Genomic DNA, 14,662 nt, shown 5'->3' with positions numbered 1-14,662 from the left:
TCTTAGATTGAAATATCTTTTTAGAAAAAAGTGATGGAAAGAAGGTGAAATCTTTATGGCGAGTATAAAAAAACATCGCAAACAATGGTTTATTGCAAATAACAGCGATTTTCAAATAGATCATTTGAATGATTTTTTATCGATAGCGCTATCAGAGCATGCGGTTCTTTATTATGATTGTGATTTGACATTGACTTATTTTGATTGGCCTGATGGGAGAAGAACGCTAGTTCTGGGTTTGCTTCTGGGAACACCAGAATCTCCAGAAACAATGCATTATCATTGCGGTCGTTTTGTTGCGATTACTTCCGAATGGCTTTCATTGGATGCCACCGGTTCGATGGGGGTATTTTATTCCACCCATTTTTCCAGTGAATCATCAGAAATTATCTGTGGGTCAAGCTGTGCGCTTATTAGTGAAGTATCGCAATTACCCATTTCTGGACGTGATTTAGAGACCACCATGATGAAGTTTGATCCAGCGCCATTATCGCGTCTTCCGAATATGAAAAGGCTTTTCATTGATCAGCAATTCAATCTCAAAGACGGTTCGGTTGTTGTTCATCCACGGTCGATTTTGCCCCAAATAAGTTCAGAAGAAGCATCTTTACTTTTGGGAAAAGCGCTTACAGACGTCGCTTTGGAATTAAAAAAGACAAAAAGACCGATCTATTTAGCATTGACTGCGGGAGCCGATTCGCGTTCGGTTTTTAGTGCCTTGATCAAGGCACAGATCGATTTCAACGCTTTTACTTTTGCCCTTGATGAACCGAGGGTTAAGCTTGACGCGCAAGTTGCAAAAGCTCTTTGTAATAAGTTTGGTATTCAATATGAAAGTGTTCTTTCCGAAGGCAGCAATGAGGCCGATCTTCAAACTTATTTTGAACATAGTGGTAAGTGCGGTGGCGAAAGGGCTGATCGATATGTATCCGGTAATTATTATCGGCACTTGCCCGATAATGCCATTGTTTTGCATGGCGGCGCTTTTGAAATTGGGTCGCGGGGTTATGAGAAAAATTTGAAGAAAGTCAGGTTTTCGAATGTCGAGCAAGCAGTAATTGACATTGAAAAAGGTTTTTACGAGAATTATGATGAAAGTGAGAAAAATGCCTATAAGGAATGGCTCATCTACAGACAAAAGAATCCAATAGGCGGCGTTGATATGATTGACTGCTTTTATATCGATCAGCGAAGAGGTGCCTGGGGTGCTGCTAACAGACAGGCTGAGGACTGTTATGGCTTCGATTGGCTAGTTTTTGCTAATTCCTGGAGCATCATCGATATTTTGCTTTGTGTTTCAGTGGGTGAACGCCGTAATAAAGTAGTTCAAAAGCTTGCGATGGAAGGTTTAGTTCCTGGTATTTTGACAATTGAGCCAATCAACCCCGGAGTGGACTTAACAAACAAAAGCAGGGAATTAATTGATGCCGCAAAGAGAAGGTTAAACAACATCAGGATAAAAAGGCTCTGAAAAGACGCACAGATCTTTTTAAAAGATTACAAATCGAAAGGAGGCAGGTGCAATGGCTAGTATAAAAAAACATCGCAAACAATGGTTTATTGCAAATAACGGAAATTTAAATATGGACCAATTGCAGGATTTTTTATCGATCAAGCTTTCAGACCATGCGGTTCTTTATTATGATAGTGATTTGAGATTAACATATTTTGATTGGCCTGATGGAAGAAAAACACTTGTCTTGGGTTTGCTTCTGGGAACACCTGAATCTTCAGAAACAATGTATTATCATTGCGGCCGTTTTGTTGCGATTACTTCCGGATGGCTTTCGTTGGATGCCACCGGTTCAATGGGGGTATTTTATTCCGAAGATTCTTCCCGCGAACCATCAGGCATTATCTGTGGGTCAAGCTGTGCGCTTATTGGTGAAGTATTCCATTTACCTCTTTCTGGGCGTGATTTAAGGTCAGCTCATATGAAGTTTGATCCAGCGCCATTATCACGGCTTCCGAACATGAAAAGGCTTTTCATTGATCAGAAATTCAATCTCAAAGATGGTTCGGTCGTTGTTCATCCACGGTCAGTTTCGTCCCAAATAAATTTTGAAGAAGCGTCCTTACTTCTGGAAAAAGAACTGACAAACATCGCTTTGGAGTTAAAGAAGACTAAAAGACCGATCTATTTAGCGTTGACTGGTGGATCAGATTCACGTGCGGTTTTTAGTGCCTTGATTAAAGCACAGACAGATTTTGAAGCTTTTACTTTCTTGCTTGATGAACCGAGAAGTAGGATAGACGCCCGGGTGGCAAAATCTCTTTGCAGCAAGTTTGGTATACAACATAAAAGTATTCTTTCGGAAGGCAGCAATGCTGCCGATCTTGAAGTCTATTTTGAACATACCGGCAGGTGTGGCGGGGATCGGGCGGATCGATATGTATCCGGTAACTATTATCGGTATTTACCGGATAATGCCATTGTTTTACATGGGGGAGCTTTTGAAATTGGGCAACGGAGTTTTAGGGAAACATTTAAGTACGTCGAATTTTCGAATGTCGAGAAAGCGCCAATTGATATTGAAAAAAGTTATTTCGATAATTTTGATGAGAAGGAGCTAAATGCCTATAAGGAATGGCTCATCTATAGACAAAAGAATCCAATAGCCGGCGTTGACATGCTTGACAGCTTTTTCCTCGATCAGCGAAGAGCTGCCTGGGGTGCAGCGAATCGACAGGCAGAGGACTGTTATGGTTTCGATTGGCTTGTTTTTGCTAATTCCTGGAGCATCATCGATACTTTGCTTCGGGTTTCAGTTGAAGACCGTTGCAATAACATGGTTGAAGAGCGTACGATGGAACGCTTAGTTCCCGGTATTTTAACAATTGAGCCAATCAACCCTGGCATAGACTTCATTACGAAGAGCAAAAAGCTATTTTATTCAGTAATGAGGAGATTAAACAGGATTATTTCAAGAGGCCGCTAAAAGTGTTTTAGGGAAGGTGTGTTTTGATGAAAGTTATGCATTTAAATTCATATTATGCAACCGGAATATTTTATAAAAACTTATATGATGAGCAAGTTAAAAGGGGAATAGATATTGATGTATTTGTATCGACTTCAACTCCGGCAAATTATGATTTAGGAAAATATACAACGGTCAGCAGGAATCATTATAAGTTTGATCGATATCTTTTTCATTTGAAACATTTTAAAATTTACAAAGATATAAAAAAGCAATATAAAATGAGTGATTATGCCGTTGTTCATGCGCATTCACTGTTCTCGAATGGCTATATTGCAATGAAAATCAAGCGGGATTTTGGAGTGCCTTACATTGTAGCCGTTAGGGATACAGATATCAACCCTTTTTTTAAATATATGATTTACTTGAGAAAACTTGGCATAAATATATTAAAAGAGGCGGCAAAAATAATATTTTTGTCAACATCATACCGGGATGAGGTAATTGAAAAATATATCCCTGACAAACTTAAAAACGATGTTCTTAGAAAATGCGAGATTATCCCTAATGGAGTCGATGCTTTTTGGCTTGAAAATCAAGGTGCGCCAAAGATTCTGCCGAACAATAAACGACTGCACCTTTTATATGTTGGACAGATTAATAAAAGAAAGAACATTATTTCAACAATAAAAGCGATAAAGATTCTTCAGAGCCAAGGCTTTGATGTTGAATTTACAATTGTTGGCAAGATACAAAATGAGAAAGTTTATAATCAATTTAAAGGAGAAGCTTTTCTTAAATATATTTCACAAACTTCCAAAGAAGAGCTGATAAAAATCTATCGCGATCACGATATATTTGTTATGCCATCAATTAGCGAGACTTTTGGTTTGGTTTATCCGGAGGCCATGAGTCAAGGATTACCGGTAATTTATACCAGAAAACAAGGCTTTGATGGACAATTCACAGATGGTGAAGTGGGATTTGCTGTAAATTGTTTCGATTCAAAAGAAATTGCCGAAAAAATCATCAAAATAACAACAATTTACAATGATTTATCAAAGAATTCGCTGCTAAAATTCCCGAAATTCTGTTGGCAGGATATTGAACAAGAATACCTAAAAATATACGATGCGATTCAGTCAAAATAATTTTTTCAAAAGGAGCGTAGGGTATTATGAACATAAAACATATATGCTTTATTACACCAGATTATCCTGCAAAGAATGAGCCCGTTTATACTTTTGTAAAACAGTTAATCTGTTCAATTGCTGAGCTGGGATATAAGTGCTCTGTTATTGCACCGCAAAGTTTGACAGAAAGATTATTAAAGAAAAGGTCCAGCAGACCGATATTTTGGCAAGATCCAGTTAAAAAGGGAATCGTTATCGATATATATCAGCCGAAAGTAATTTCATTTTCAAATTTGCGTTTATTTGGCAGGAATATTTCGACTTATGTTGTTCAAAAGTCGGTTGCCAAAACTTTTGCCGAAATTACGCCGGCGCCAGATGTTTTATATGCCCACTTTTGGCATTCCGGTGTGATAGCGGGAATGATAAGCAAGAAATACTCGGTTCCCTTTTTTGTGGCATCAGGTGAAAGTAAGATTTGGGTAGAAAGTCTTTTTACAAAAAAGACCATAGATAACGCTTTATCAGGTTTATGCGGAGTAATTTGTGTATCAACTAAAAATATGAACGAGAGTATCGAGTTAGCACTTTCGACAAGGGATAAAATGACGGTTATTCCAAATGCGATCGATCCTAATCTGTTTTACAAGATTGACAAGGATGCCGCTAGAAGAAAACTTGGATTTAATAAGACCGATTTCATCATTGCATTTACTGGTTCATTTGATTATCGAAAGGGTATTATGCGATTAGATAAGGCAATTAAGCAAGTAGGAAAAGTTAAAGCTATCTATATTGGAGCGGGAGAACTGACGCCTAAAGGCGATGAAATTCTTTTCGCAGGTAAACTTCCCCATGAACGGATTTGTGATTATTTAAATTGTGCAGATGTTTTTGTGCTGCCAACCATAGCAGAAGGGTGCAGTAATTCTATTTTAGAGGCGATGGCTTGCGGTCTGCCGATAATATCATCTAATCTTGATTTTAATGACGATATATTAACCGCCAACGATGCGATCCGGGTCAATAGTATGAATGTTGAAGAAATAAAAGAAGCAATTAATCGCTTAATAGACGACGATCATTTATGTCGCATGATGGGAGAAAGTGCATTAGTTCATGCTAAAGAATTCGATATTAATAATCGGGCAATAAAAGTTATGTCATTTATAAAAAATATTCTTGACGGTGAAAGTGAGGTTCAAAATGATAATTAAAAAATCAACTAGTTTAACAGGACTTTTAGTATTAGCCGTTATTTTGGTAATATTTGGGCTTTACAATCATATTTTTCTATTAACGGGTATAATTCTGGCTAGTGTTTATATTTTTATTAGTGGGACTGAAGCTATTTATGGATTATTTTTTATCTTGCCGTTTTCCCCGATCCTTAAAATATCCCCAGATGGGAATACATTTTTTAATGTTCTGATAGCGGTATATATTTTAAGAATGATTTTTCTAAATAAGAAATTTAAAGTGTCGATTTATCAATTATTATCGCTGTTAGTATTTTCTATCTTTTGTTTGGTTAATGGCGGTGATCCTAATCTAAATAGTATTAAGATATTAATGGAACTTGTTATATACTTTGTACTGGCAATACTGGTAATGAATGATGAAAAAGAGATTAATATCCGAAAGGTGATCATGTTCTTTGTTATGGGTATCATTTTTGCATCGCTTTTGGGTTACTTTAATAATTATATCCCGGGATTAAGTCAGTATTTGAATGAGAGCAGCATTAAATTGGACAATAATCAGGTAATCAGTAGATTTTCCGGAATTCAAAATAATCCCAATTTCTACACAATGGATTTGACAATAGCGATTTCTTCACTGCTATATATGCTGAGTGTCAAACAAAGTAAGTGGTATGATTATATCCTTATTATGATACTGCTTGGCTTTGGTATATTATCCTTAAGTTTGTCTTTCGTTATTACGATGCTGATTATCTTTTCACTGTATTTAATTTACAAATTAACAAAAACAACATGGAATATCAACGCGATAATTAAAGGTATCATCGGTGTTTCACTGGTAATATTTTTAGTCATTCAGATAAGCAATATTCCTTATCTGGATATCATTATGCAAAGGTTAGGAATCGATAGTGCGACGGGAAAAAATCTATCACAAATCACCACCGGACGATCAGATATTTGGGCCCAGTATTTGAGCTTCTATTTTAGTGATTTGAGAAGAATATTCTTTGGCGTGGGATTATCCATAGAACAATATAATCTGGAACAGTCTCATAATTATTATCTTGAGTTATTTGTTTACTTAGGTATTATCGGATCAATTATCTATCTTAATTTATTAAATTCAGTTTTTAGGCCTTTTAAGAAAACGGTTAAAGGTAACCTGATATGCTTGCTGCCTTTAGTAGCTTTTGTTGTCAGAGGTTTTGGAATAAATTTGATGTTTAGAGAGAGTTTCGTATTTTACCTAATAATCTGTATGATTATTATCGGAAATTCGGCTAAAGCCAATAAAATCGAAAATAAAATAACCGAGACTGATATTTATTAATTGTTCCTTTATTGCCAGGAGGCGAAAAAATGAAAGTACTCATAAAATTGCAACGCTTTGCAGGTGGAGCACCGAGATCATTACTTCAATATGCCAGAGCGTTATCAGATAAAGGAATAAATATTATTGCTGCCGGTGAAGCGGTGCCATCAGATGCAATTGCTGAAAACTATAAAAAAAATGAGATAGCGATTTATTATCTGAATAGGTTTAATAATAGAAAAGTACTTCACAACATTTTATTGCTATTTCAGTTATATAAACTAATAATGAAAGAAAAACCGGATAGTATTATTACGACGGATGGTTTGGATGCCACGTTTTGCTCGATGTTGGGTAAATATTTTAACATGGGCGTTATTATTATTAGAGCAGGAGGACCGGATCCTTTTTCGGATACGCTATTGTCAACCTGGAATGATAATCAACTCGTCGTGTTTAGCGAAGAAAATCGCGAGTATTACATTAAACATCATTATAATCCCAATAAAATAAGACTTATTTCAAACAGAATTGAGGTAAGCAGGGATAAGAACTATGAAAACTTCTATCGGCTGCTTGAGAATAATGAACAAACACTATCATTACTGGTGATTTCCAGATTAGATAAAAGTAAAATGAATTCGATCTTAACGATGTACAAAATCATCGAAAATTTGGCCAACGAGATAAATAATATCCAACTTATTGTAGCGGGAAGCGGAGATTGTTCTGAATTTTTATCAAATGAAGCTAATAAAATAAATCAGAAATTTAATGGGGAACTCATAAAACTAGTTGGTCACGTCGATAATATTCAAGAATTAATATTAAAATCACATTTAGTATTTGGCAAGGGCAGAAGCGTAATTGAACCAATTATGATGAATAGAATCGGTATTGTAGTCGGTGAAGATAATGAATTTTCATTATGTACAGGGAAGAGCTTTGAGAATTTATACAGTTATAATTTTTCAGGGAGAAACATCATTCATCGTTCCGGAGTGGATGAAATTCAGCAAATCATTATGGACTTGCGGGATGGTAACTACGATTACAATAATCTTATTAACGTTGCCGATTTAGTTTGTCTGAATTATGAAAGCATTTATTTAACAGATAAATTATTGCCTTTAATCGAACAAAAGAGTATCGAGAAACGGTGTTATAAATTGATTAAGTTGAGAATAACAGGTAAGATCGTGGCCTTGAATATTAAGTTGGTATTCGATTATATTCGCAGAAGGCTATAATCATTTTAAGATAAATTTAATTCGAGAGAAAGAGAATGACAATGAAACAATTATTTAAGAATCAATACGTCTATTCTTTATTTACAAAAGGTACGATTGCCTTCTTAGGGATAAGTGAAACGGTTTTTCTAAATCGATATCTGGGACCATCATTAAAAGGAGAATTTGCCTTTGTTTTAAATATCATTAATATTATGGTGCTGATACTAAATTTAGGGATTTATCAATCCTATCCTTTTTTTAAACGTAAACTGATTGAGAATGTCAAGAATGAATATTTCAATATTATTATTTTCCAGTTCATCATATATCTATTGATCGGACTCGTGGCAGAAATGTTTTTGAGAGATATGAGTTATCTAATAATAGTCACATTAGGACCGATCATGATTTTAAGCAGCCAGTTGAGCTTTATTGCGCTGGTTGAAGATATTAATCTTAGGAATAAACTCTCAATTGGTAATGAACTCTTTTATGCGGTGTCACTTTTTTTCATTTTTGTTTTTGCACCACAAAGTATTTGGTATATTTTTGCGCTGCTGATTATTAAAGACATCGTTATAATTCTGAGAATTATTTATAAATTTGGATTTAAATTATCGTTGCGTTCGCTTGATTTCAGATTAATGAAAGATACAATCAAATTTGGAATATATCCAATGATTACCATGCTGCTAATTACTTTAAACTATAAAGCAGATATCATTATTCTTGGTTTTTTTGTAGATTACGAGCAGATTGGATATTATACCATTGGGGTAGGACTTGCGAATATGGTGTGGTTAATTCCTGATGCATTTAAAGACGTGTTATTTGCTAAAACTTCAAAAAAAGATTCGATAGATGATATAAAATTTAGTATTAAATTCAATTTTTATGTTAGTCTGGTCATTATTGGGATAATAATTATAGGGGGAAGATTTATAATTAATTTATTATACGGCCCGGATTTTTTGACTGCCTATCCCGTGACAACAGTAATTTTTATTGGCATACTGCCAATGATATTTTATAAAATGATTGTTTCGCTATTTAATGCAAAGGGAAAACAAAAAGTATCTTTCACTATTCTTTTAATTGCGGTTATATTTAATGTTATTGGAAACTTTATATTGATTCCCCAATTTGGAATCATCGGTTCGGCAGTGGCTTCAGTTATTTCTTACTCAATTTGCGGCGTCGTATTTACATATATATTTTTAAAAGATTTTGATGTGAAGGTGCACGAATTATTCATATTTGATACAGATGAAATTCAAAGATTAAAGAAAATAATCGTTAAGAAAAAGTAAGGATTAAAAGGTATTGCAGTTTAATGCCGGAATATTATAAAGGGGGAATCAAAATGGCAGTTAACGAAAAAAAATTAAGGGTTAGAAAAAGTGTTCTGACGGGGAAAATTCATCTGAGTGGAGCGAAAAACAGCGCCTTAAGACTTCAAGCGGCTTCTATTCTTACGGATGAAGAACTAATTCTGAGTAATTTCCCAAATGGATTATCCGATGCAATAATACACAATGATATGCTGAAGATCTTGGGGAAAAAAGTGAAAATTGACAAAGATATTCTAAGGATAAGTGGAAAAATCACCACCAATGAACTGATTTGGGAAGGCCGATCAATTCGTAATACATTATTAATATGGGGAGCAATTCTAGCTAAAAGCGGGTATTCAAAAGTACCGCTTCCCGGCGGGTGCAAAATAGGTGAACGCAAATATGATTTGCATCAAATGGTGCTTGAAAAATTAGGCGCCAAAGTATGGGAAGAAAATGGGTATTTAGTTGCTTCATCGGCCGGAAAACTAAAAGGCGCCGAAATCCATTTGCCGATTCGTTCGACTGGGGCAACTGAAAATGCGATTATCAGTTCTTCCTTAGCTGAGGGCGAGACGACTATTTGGAATCCGCATATACGACCTGAAATACTTGATTTGATCGGGCTGCTAAATAAAATGGGAGCGAAAATCGCGGTTAGGGGGAATGAAAGCATTGTTGTGAATGGCGTAAATTATCTTCATGGCGCAACGCATTCGGTTATCCCAGATAATATGGAAGCACTGACATTTTTGGTGGCGGCGGCTATTACGGGCGGAGAAATTGAAATTGATGGTTTCCCAATGGAACATCTGGAAATACCGATGATATTTTTGAAATCAAGCGGGATGAATATTTTTACCGGGACTAAGTCGATTATCAGCAAAGAAAATGTTTGTTATCCCTTAGAGATTAGTACCGGTCCTTATCCCGGTATTAATTCGGATATGCAACCACTGCTGGCGGTATATGCTTCGTGTGCAAAGGGCATGTCAAAAATTGTTGATCTTCGTTTTCCCGACCGATTCGGTTATGCTGAGCAGCTGAAAAAAATGGGCGTTGACGCAGAAGTGGTTAATAATTTACTGGTTATCAAGGGTGGAAACCAGTTAGTTGGAACCGAAGTATATGCGGATGATTTACGTGCCGGGGCGGCTTTATTGTTAGCGGGTTTAGTCGCAGAAGGGGAAACGATCATTGTCAATGCAAAGCAGATAGAGCGAGGATATGAGAATTTCATTGAAAAATTTCAAAGTATTGGTGCAGATGTAAGCTGGATAGAATAGCCGAATACTAGTAGGGAGGGAAGATTTTGGATACGACAATCATTAAAAATGTACCATTGACGCAATATAATACATTGCGATTGGAATCATTGGCATCGCTGATGGCATTTCCTCATAATGAAGAAGGATTATATGAATTGGTAAATCGTTATGAAAAAAGCAAAAAAATTATTATTATTGGCAAAGGTGCTAATCTGTTACTTTCGAAAACGAAGTATGATGAAGAGTCCTTGTTTGTCAACTTAAGGTTAATGAATAATATTTATAACGAAGACGGATTTATCCAAATTGAGTCAGGCGCAACTTTATCAGAAATGGCTTGGTTTGCCATCGAAAATGGGATTAAGAATTATGAGTTTTTAGAGGATATCCCAGGAACGCTTGGCGGAGCAATCTTAATGAATGCCGGCACCTATAAAAACTATCTGGGCGATCTGGTTGAATCGGTAAGATATTATAGCTTTGATAAGAATGAAATTATCGATAGAGACAGTGGCAAAGATGATTTTTCCAGAAGAAATTCATATTGGAAGGAAAAACAGACGATTGTTATTCGGTGCAAAATTAAGGCTGAAAAAGGTGACTATATCGATTCGCTTAACAAAGTATTGGAAATTAAAAAGCAGCGTTTTTTAAAACAACCGAGAAATTTTCCCAGTGCCGGCAGTGTTTTTGTAAGACCGGAAAAAGACCTGAAAGATTTAGTCGTATGGGAGCTGCTAGATCAGGTTGGCTTGCGAGGCTATGCTAAGAATGGCGCGGCTTTTTCGGATAAACACCCGGGTTTTATAGTAAACATTGGTCATGCAAAATACGAAGACATCATCTATCTGGTGGAACTTGCCAGGGAAAGGGTCTTCGATAAATTTGACGTTGAACTCAAACTGGAGTGGGTAGTAATATAACACTTTAGTTTAGGTAAAGGACCTGAACAGTTTGCATGGAGAGGGATAAATATGGAATTATTGAGTACAACTTTATTTTACTTAAGTGCATTCGTCATCGTTTGGGCAATGGTCGGGTATCCCGTATCAATCAAATTAATCGGGAAACGATATAAATCACGGAAAATTGAAAAAGATTATCATCATCAACCAACGGTTACGGTTATGGTCGTCGCTCATAATGAAGAAAAAGTAATACAGGAAAAACTAAATAATATCCTTGAACTTGAATATCCCAAGGAAAAAATAGAGTTCTTAATTTCGTCGGATAATAGTACCGATCAAACCAACAATATGGTGAGAGATTTTATTACAAAACATTTAGAATATAAAATTAGACTATATGAAGTTAAAATTCGCAAGGGAAAAACAAATGCCCAGAATGAAGCTCAAAAGACAGTGACGACAGAATTCCTTGTTATGACGGATGCCAATTCCCTGATTGATAAAAATGCTGTCAAAGAGTTGATGGCTGCTTTTATTTCAGATGAAATTGCATACGTCACAGGACGGCTTTCAATTAGTAATCAGGGAGCGAGTGAGGTCAGTCATGCTGAATCAAACTACTGGGATATCGATTTAGAGACGCGTGAGATTGAGGGAAAAATTCAGACGATTACGGCCGGAAACGGAGCTTTGTATGCATGCAGAACAAAGGACTATTATGATTTCAATCCCATTCAATGTCACGATAGCGCAATGCCGGTATTTTATGCCTTGAAAGGTAGAAGAGCGATTGCAAATCATGATGCAATCGCATATGAAAAGGCCGGAGAAGTGATAGAGGATGAGTTTGGACGAAAAGTTAGAATGAACAGAGATATCGTTAGAGATATTCTACCGGATATCAGAATATTGAATGTATTCAAATATAAATGGTTTTCGTACTTTTATTTTGGACACAGAACATGCAGATACTTACTTTGGATCGCGCACTTGATGCTATTGATTTCTAACATCCTGATTATCCAGGATGGATGGTTCTATATCTTGACTTTCTGTGGACAAGTACTCTTTTATTTATTGGCTTTAATCCAAGCCATTATAAAGTCAAAAAGTAAGTATCTTTCATATATTTACTACTATACTGTTACGATTACAGCGCAGTGGGTTGGTCTCTTTAGAATACTGACGGGAAAGGCCAAACCATTCTGGGAGAAGGCCGAAAGTTCAAGATAAAAATGATGATTAAATAATCGTAAAAAGTATTGACGGCTATATAAAAATATGCTATATTATTTTTAATTAGCAAATTAGAATATATTGATGCGCATCGAGAATTAACTTTTCGGCGATAAAGGCAAACTTGTTGAAAGACAGGGACGCAAAACTAGAGGGCCTGTAAAATGGCAGCCAGTTTCCGAAGGAAGAGTTTTTTGTTTGTTAATTATCCAACGATAACGGCAAACCAATTGAAAAGTTGGGACGCAAAGCTAAGGACCTTAATCTGCAAAGAAAGGCAGCCAGCTACCGAAAGGAATAACGATTATGAAAAAGATGTGTATTTTATTACTTGCAGTATGCTTATTATTTGGCACGATGCCTGTTAATGCGGCACCTAATTCTAAAAACACCAACAAATCAAGTAAAACAGTAACTGAACCGGTAACTGCTCCGACAACTACACCGACAACAGTAACGGCGCCGACGACTGCGCCAACAACAGTAACAGCGCCTACAGCTGAGCCGACAACAGTAACGGCACCTGCTGCTACGGAAGCCAGTCAAGTTGTAAACGTTAAAGACTATGGCGCAAAAGGTGATGGCGTTACCGATGATACCATAGCCATTCAAAAAGCCATTGATTATGCCAGTGCGAATAATGTTACCATGTTAATTCCTGAATCAGCAAATAATTATTTGATAACAAAACAAATATCAATTAAGGATAATACCCATATCAGTGGCTACGGTGCCGTATTATTCATGGCACCCCAAGCAGACCAAATTAGAAATATGCTGTTTTCAGATGTCGATAATTATATTTCAAATGTATTAATTGAAGGCTTAACATTAAAGTCGCAAAATACGATCGTGGGTACTGATTACTATGCCAACAGCATGGTAAGTAATGTGCAGGGAATGTTTCTGCAAGGGATCAGCAATCTGACCATTAAAGATGTTTCCATGGATAATATGTACGTGGGATTAAAAATGGGTTCGCAATCCAACGAGCTCAGAAATAAAGGAGTTCAGATCAGTAATTTAAAGATTGACAACTCCGGAATGCCAATCCAAATAGCCGGTACGAATGATTTTACCATGATTGACAGTGTATTAAATTCAAGCGATGGCGGCACCAAGTGGCTGCATTCGGCCTATATCCGAGGGAATAACAGTAATTTCACATTTAAAAATGACGCGTTTAACAATGCTTCAGGCGGCGGAATAACAGTCGGCGGTGATCCCCGATATGAAACGGCACCGGAAAATATGACGTTTGAAAATTGTACAGCTAAGAATAATACGATTGGGGTCATAATTAATGAGGGCGCAAAAGATATTTCCATTTCAGGGCTGGCGATAGCAGGCAGCAGTCTGGCTTTTAAAATCAACGATGTTTATAATGTCAGTGTTGATAATGTTGACATCAGCGGTTCAAAACCGACGACCCGAGATCAAGGTGCTTTTGTTATGGGTGGTATTAACCAATCAACCCTATCAAATATTTCGATTGATGCCAGCGGCATGACCGGTTATCTGTTCTCTTTTGCAGGAAATATAACGGATTTGGGAATTTCTCATGTCGATGTTGTCAATCTTGGAAATATCCCATTGATCAGTGCTTGCAGTACAACAGTAACTAAAAATCTAATTGTTGAAGAATCAAGTTTTGTCTATACTAATATAGCATCAACCGGTATTAGTTTTAGAGGAGTAGGATCAGACGCAATTATTAGAAATAATACGTTTGCAAATACCGGTAGCTCCTATTCATTTTTAATGAATAATGTTCAAGGTACGAATATTCAAGCAACTGACAATCATTATTCAGGGTTTACCAGATTGAATAATAGTAAAGACTACTCAATCGTTGCCAATAATTTAAATCTCATTACGAATAAAATTGCGTAATAGGATGTAATCACAGCATTACACAAAGTAAATTTATATTATTTTGAAATGCATGCTAAATTCTGAACACATCAGACAAGTTCAATGTAAAATAAATCAGCACCACCCGTCTAACGGGTGGTTTGCTCTGAGGCTATAAGCCTCTTTTACCGGCCGGCGTCTCAAGACGCTGGCCCTCACTTTGTTCAGGCTCTATGGCCTTTGCCTCTTTTGCTCGCCC

General features: G+C 36.4%; 11 protein-coding genes and 2 riboswitches. All 11 genes read left to right on the top strand.

Annotation, left to right across the window (positions count from 1 at the left end):
• The first annotated feature begins 55 nt into the window (after window positions 1–55).
• The 11 genes from FZC41_RS09335 to FZC41_RS09285 all read left to right on the top strand — a co-directional run bounded on the left by FZC41_RS09335 (window position 56) and on the right by FZC41_RS09285 (window position 14,442).
• On the top strand, window positions 56–1,471 hold the full coding sequence (locus FZC41_RS09335; protein WP_148567146.1) for a hypothetical protein: 1,416 nt from the start codon (window positions 56–58) through the stop codon (window positions 1,469–1,471).
• 52 nt (window positions 1,472–1,523) lie between these two features.
• Window positions 1,524–2,939: an asparagine synthase-related protein gene (locus tag FZC41_RS09330; RefSeq protein ID WP_148567145.1), complete on the top strand. Its 1,416-nt coding sequence runs from the start codon at window positions 1,524–1,526 to the stop codon at window positions 2,937–2,939.
• A 26-nt stretch (window positions 2,940–2,965) separates the two neighbouring features.
• A complete protein-coding gene (locus tag FZC41_RS09325; protein WP_243136691.1) occupies window positions 2,966–4,069 on the top strand; it encodes a glycosyltransferase family 4 protein in 1,104 nt (367 codons plus the stop codon).
• A 26-nt stretch (window positions 4,070–4,095) separates the two neighbouring features.
• Complete coding sequence (locus FZC41_RS09320; protein ID WP_148567143.1) at window positions 4,096–5,268, top strand: glycosyltransferase family 4 protein; 1,173 nt, start codon at window positions 4,096–4,098, stop codon at window positions 5,266–5,268.
• Entirely contained in the window at window positions 5,258–6,589 is a 1,332-nt protein-coding gene (locus FZC41_RS09315; protein ID WP_148567142.1) for an O-antigen ligase family protein, read from the top strand. Before FZC41_RS09320 ends, FZC41_RS09315 begins: the two co-directional genes overlap by 11 nt.
• A gap of 29 nt (window positions 6,590–6,618) precedes the next feature.
• Window positions 6,619–7,821 carry a glycosyltransferase family protein gene (locus FZC41_RS09310; RefSeq protein WP_148567141.1) on the top strand — a complete coding sequence of 401 codons (1,203 nt, stop codon included), beginning with the start codon at window positions 6,619–6,621 and terminating at the stop codon, window positions 7,819–7,821.
• A gap of 41 nt (window positions 7,822–7,862) precedes the next feature.
• Window positions 7,863–9,113: an oligosaccharide flippase family protein gene (locus FZC41_RS09305; RefSeq protein WP_170253936.1), complete on the top strand. Its 1,251-nt coding sequence runs from the start codon at window positions 7,863–7,865 to the stop codon at window positions 9,111–9,113.
• A gap of 53 nt (window positions 9,114–9,166) precedes the next feature.
• Entirely contained in the window at window positions 9,167–10,423 is a 1,257-nt protein-coding gene (locus FZC41_RS09300; RefSeq protein WP_148567139.1) for a UDP-N-acetylglucosamine 1-carboxyvinyltransferase, read from the top strand.
• Window positions 10,424–10,449: 26 nt separating this feature from the next.
• Window positions 10,450–11,328 carry a UDP-N-acetylmuramate dehydrogenase gene (gene murB, locus FZC41_RS09295; RefSeq protein WP_148567138.1) on the top strand — a complete coding sequence of 293 codons (879 nt, stop codon included), beginning with the start codon at window positions 10,450–10,452 and terminating at the stop codon, window positions 11,326–11,328.
• Window positions 11,329–11,379: 51 nt separating this feature from the next.
• A complete protein-coding gene (locus FZC41_RS09290) occupies window positions 11,380–12,546 on the top strand; it encodes a glycosyltransferase (protein WP_148567137.1) in 1,167 nt (388 codons plus the stop codon).
• Window positions 12,547–12,656: 110 nt separating this feature from the next.
• A riboswitch (cyclic di-GMP riboswitch) is annotated at window positions 12,657–12,732 on the top strand.
• Between the two features lie 27 nt (window positions 12,733–12,759).
• Window positions 12,760–12,842, top strand: a riboswitch (cyclic di-GMP riboswitch).
• Window positions 12,843–12,855: 13 nt separating this feature from the next.
• Window positions 12,856–14,442 carry a glycosyl hydrolase family 28-related protein gene (locus FZC41_RS09285; RefSeq protein ID WP_148567136.1) on the top strand — a complete coding sequence of 529 codons (1,587 nt, stop codon included), beginning with the start codon at window positions 12,856–12,858 and terminating at the stop codon, window positions 14,440–14,442.
• Window positions 14,443–14,662 lie beyond the last annotated feature (220 nt).

The sequence above is a fragment of the Acetobacterium paludosum genome, from assembly GCF_008086595.1.
In the GTDB taxonomy this organism is placed as follows: domain Bacteria; phylum Bacillota; class Clostridia; order Eubacteriales; family Eubacteriaceae; genus Acetobacterium; species Acetobacterium paludosum.
Note: the sequence above shows the minus strand (reverse complement) of the source record. Positions and strands in the feature narration are given on the sequence as shown.

What these genes read in the sequence shown, in the direction of transcription:
- FZC41_RS09300 (WP_148567139.1), top strand. Translation starts at nt 9,167, where the DNA reads ATGGCAGTTAACGAAAAAAAATTAAGGGTTAGAAAAAGTGTTCTGACG.
- FZC41_RS09305 (WP_170253936.1), top strand. Translation starts at nt 7,863, where the DNA reads ATGAAACAATTATTTAAGAATCAATACGTCTATTCTTTATTTACAAAA.
- FZC41_RS09290 (WP_148567137.1), top strand. Translation starts at nt 11,380, where the DNA reads ATGGAATTATTGAGTACAACTTTATTTTACTTAAGTGCATTCGTCATC.
- FZC41_RS09320 (WP_148567143.1), top strand. Translation starts at nt 4,096, where the DNA reads ATGAACATAAAACATATATGCTTTATTACACCAGATTATCCTGCAAAG.
- FZC41_RS09330 (WP_148567145.1), top strand. Translation starts at nt 1,524, where the DNA reads ATGGCTAGTATAAAAAAACATCGCAAACAATGGTTTATTGCAAATAAC.
- FZC41_RS09285 (WP_148567136.1), top strand. Translation starts at nt 12,856, where the DNA reads ATGAAAAAGATGTGTATTTTATTACTTGCAGTATGCTTATTATTTGGC.
- FZC41_RS09310 (WP_148567141.1), top strand. Translation starts at nt 6,619, where the DNA reads ATGAAAGTACTCATAAAATTGCAACGCTTTGCAGGTGGAGCACCGAGA.
- FZC41_RS09335 (WP_148567146.1), top strand. Translation starts at nt 56, where the DNA reads ATGGCGAGTATAAAAAAACATCGCAAACAATGGTTTATTGCAAATAAC.
- FZC41_RS09325 (WP_243136691.1), top strand. Translation starts at nt 2,966, where the DNA reads ATGAAAGTTATGCATTTAAATTCATATTATGCAACCGGAATATTTTAT.
- FZC41_RS09315 (WP_148567142.1), top strand. Translation starts at nt 5,258, where the DNA reads ATGATAATTAAAAAATCAACTAGTTTAACAGGACTTTTAGTATTAGCC.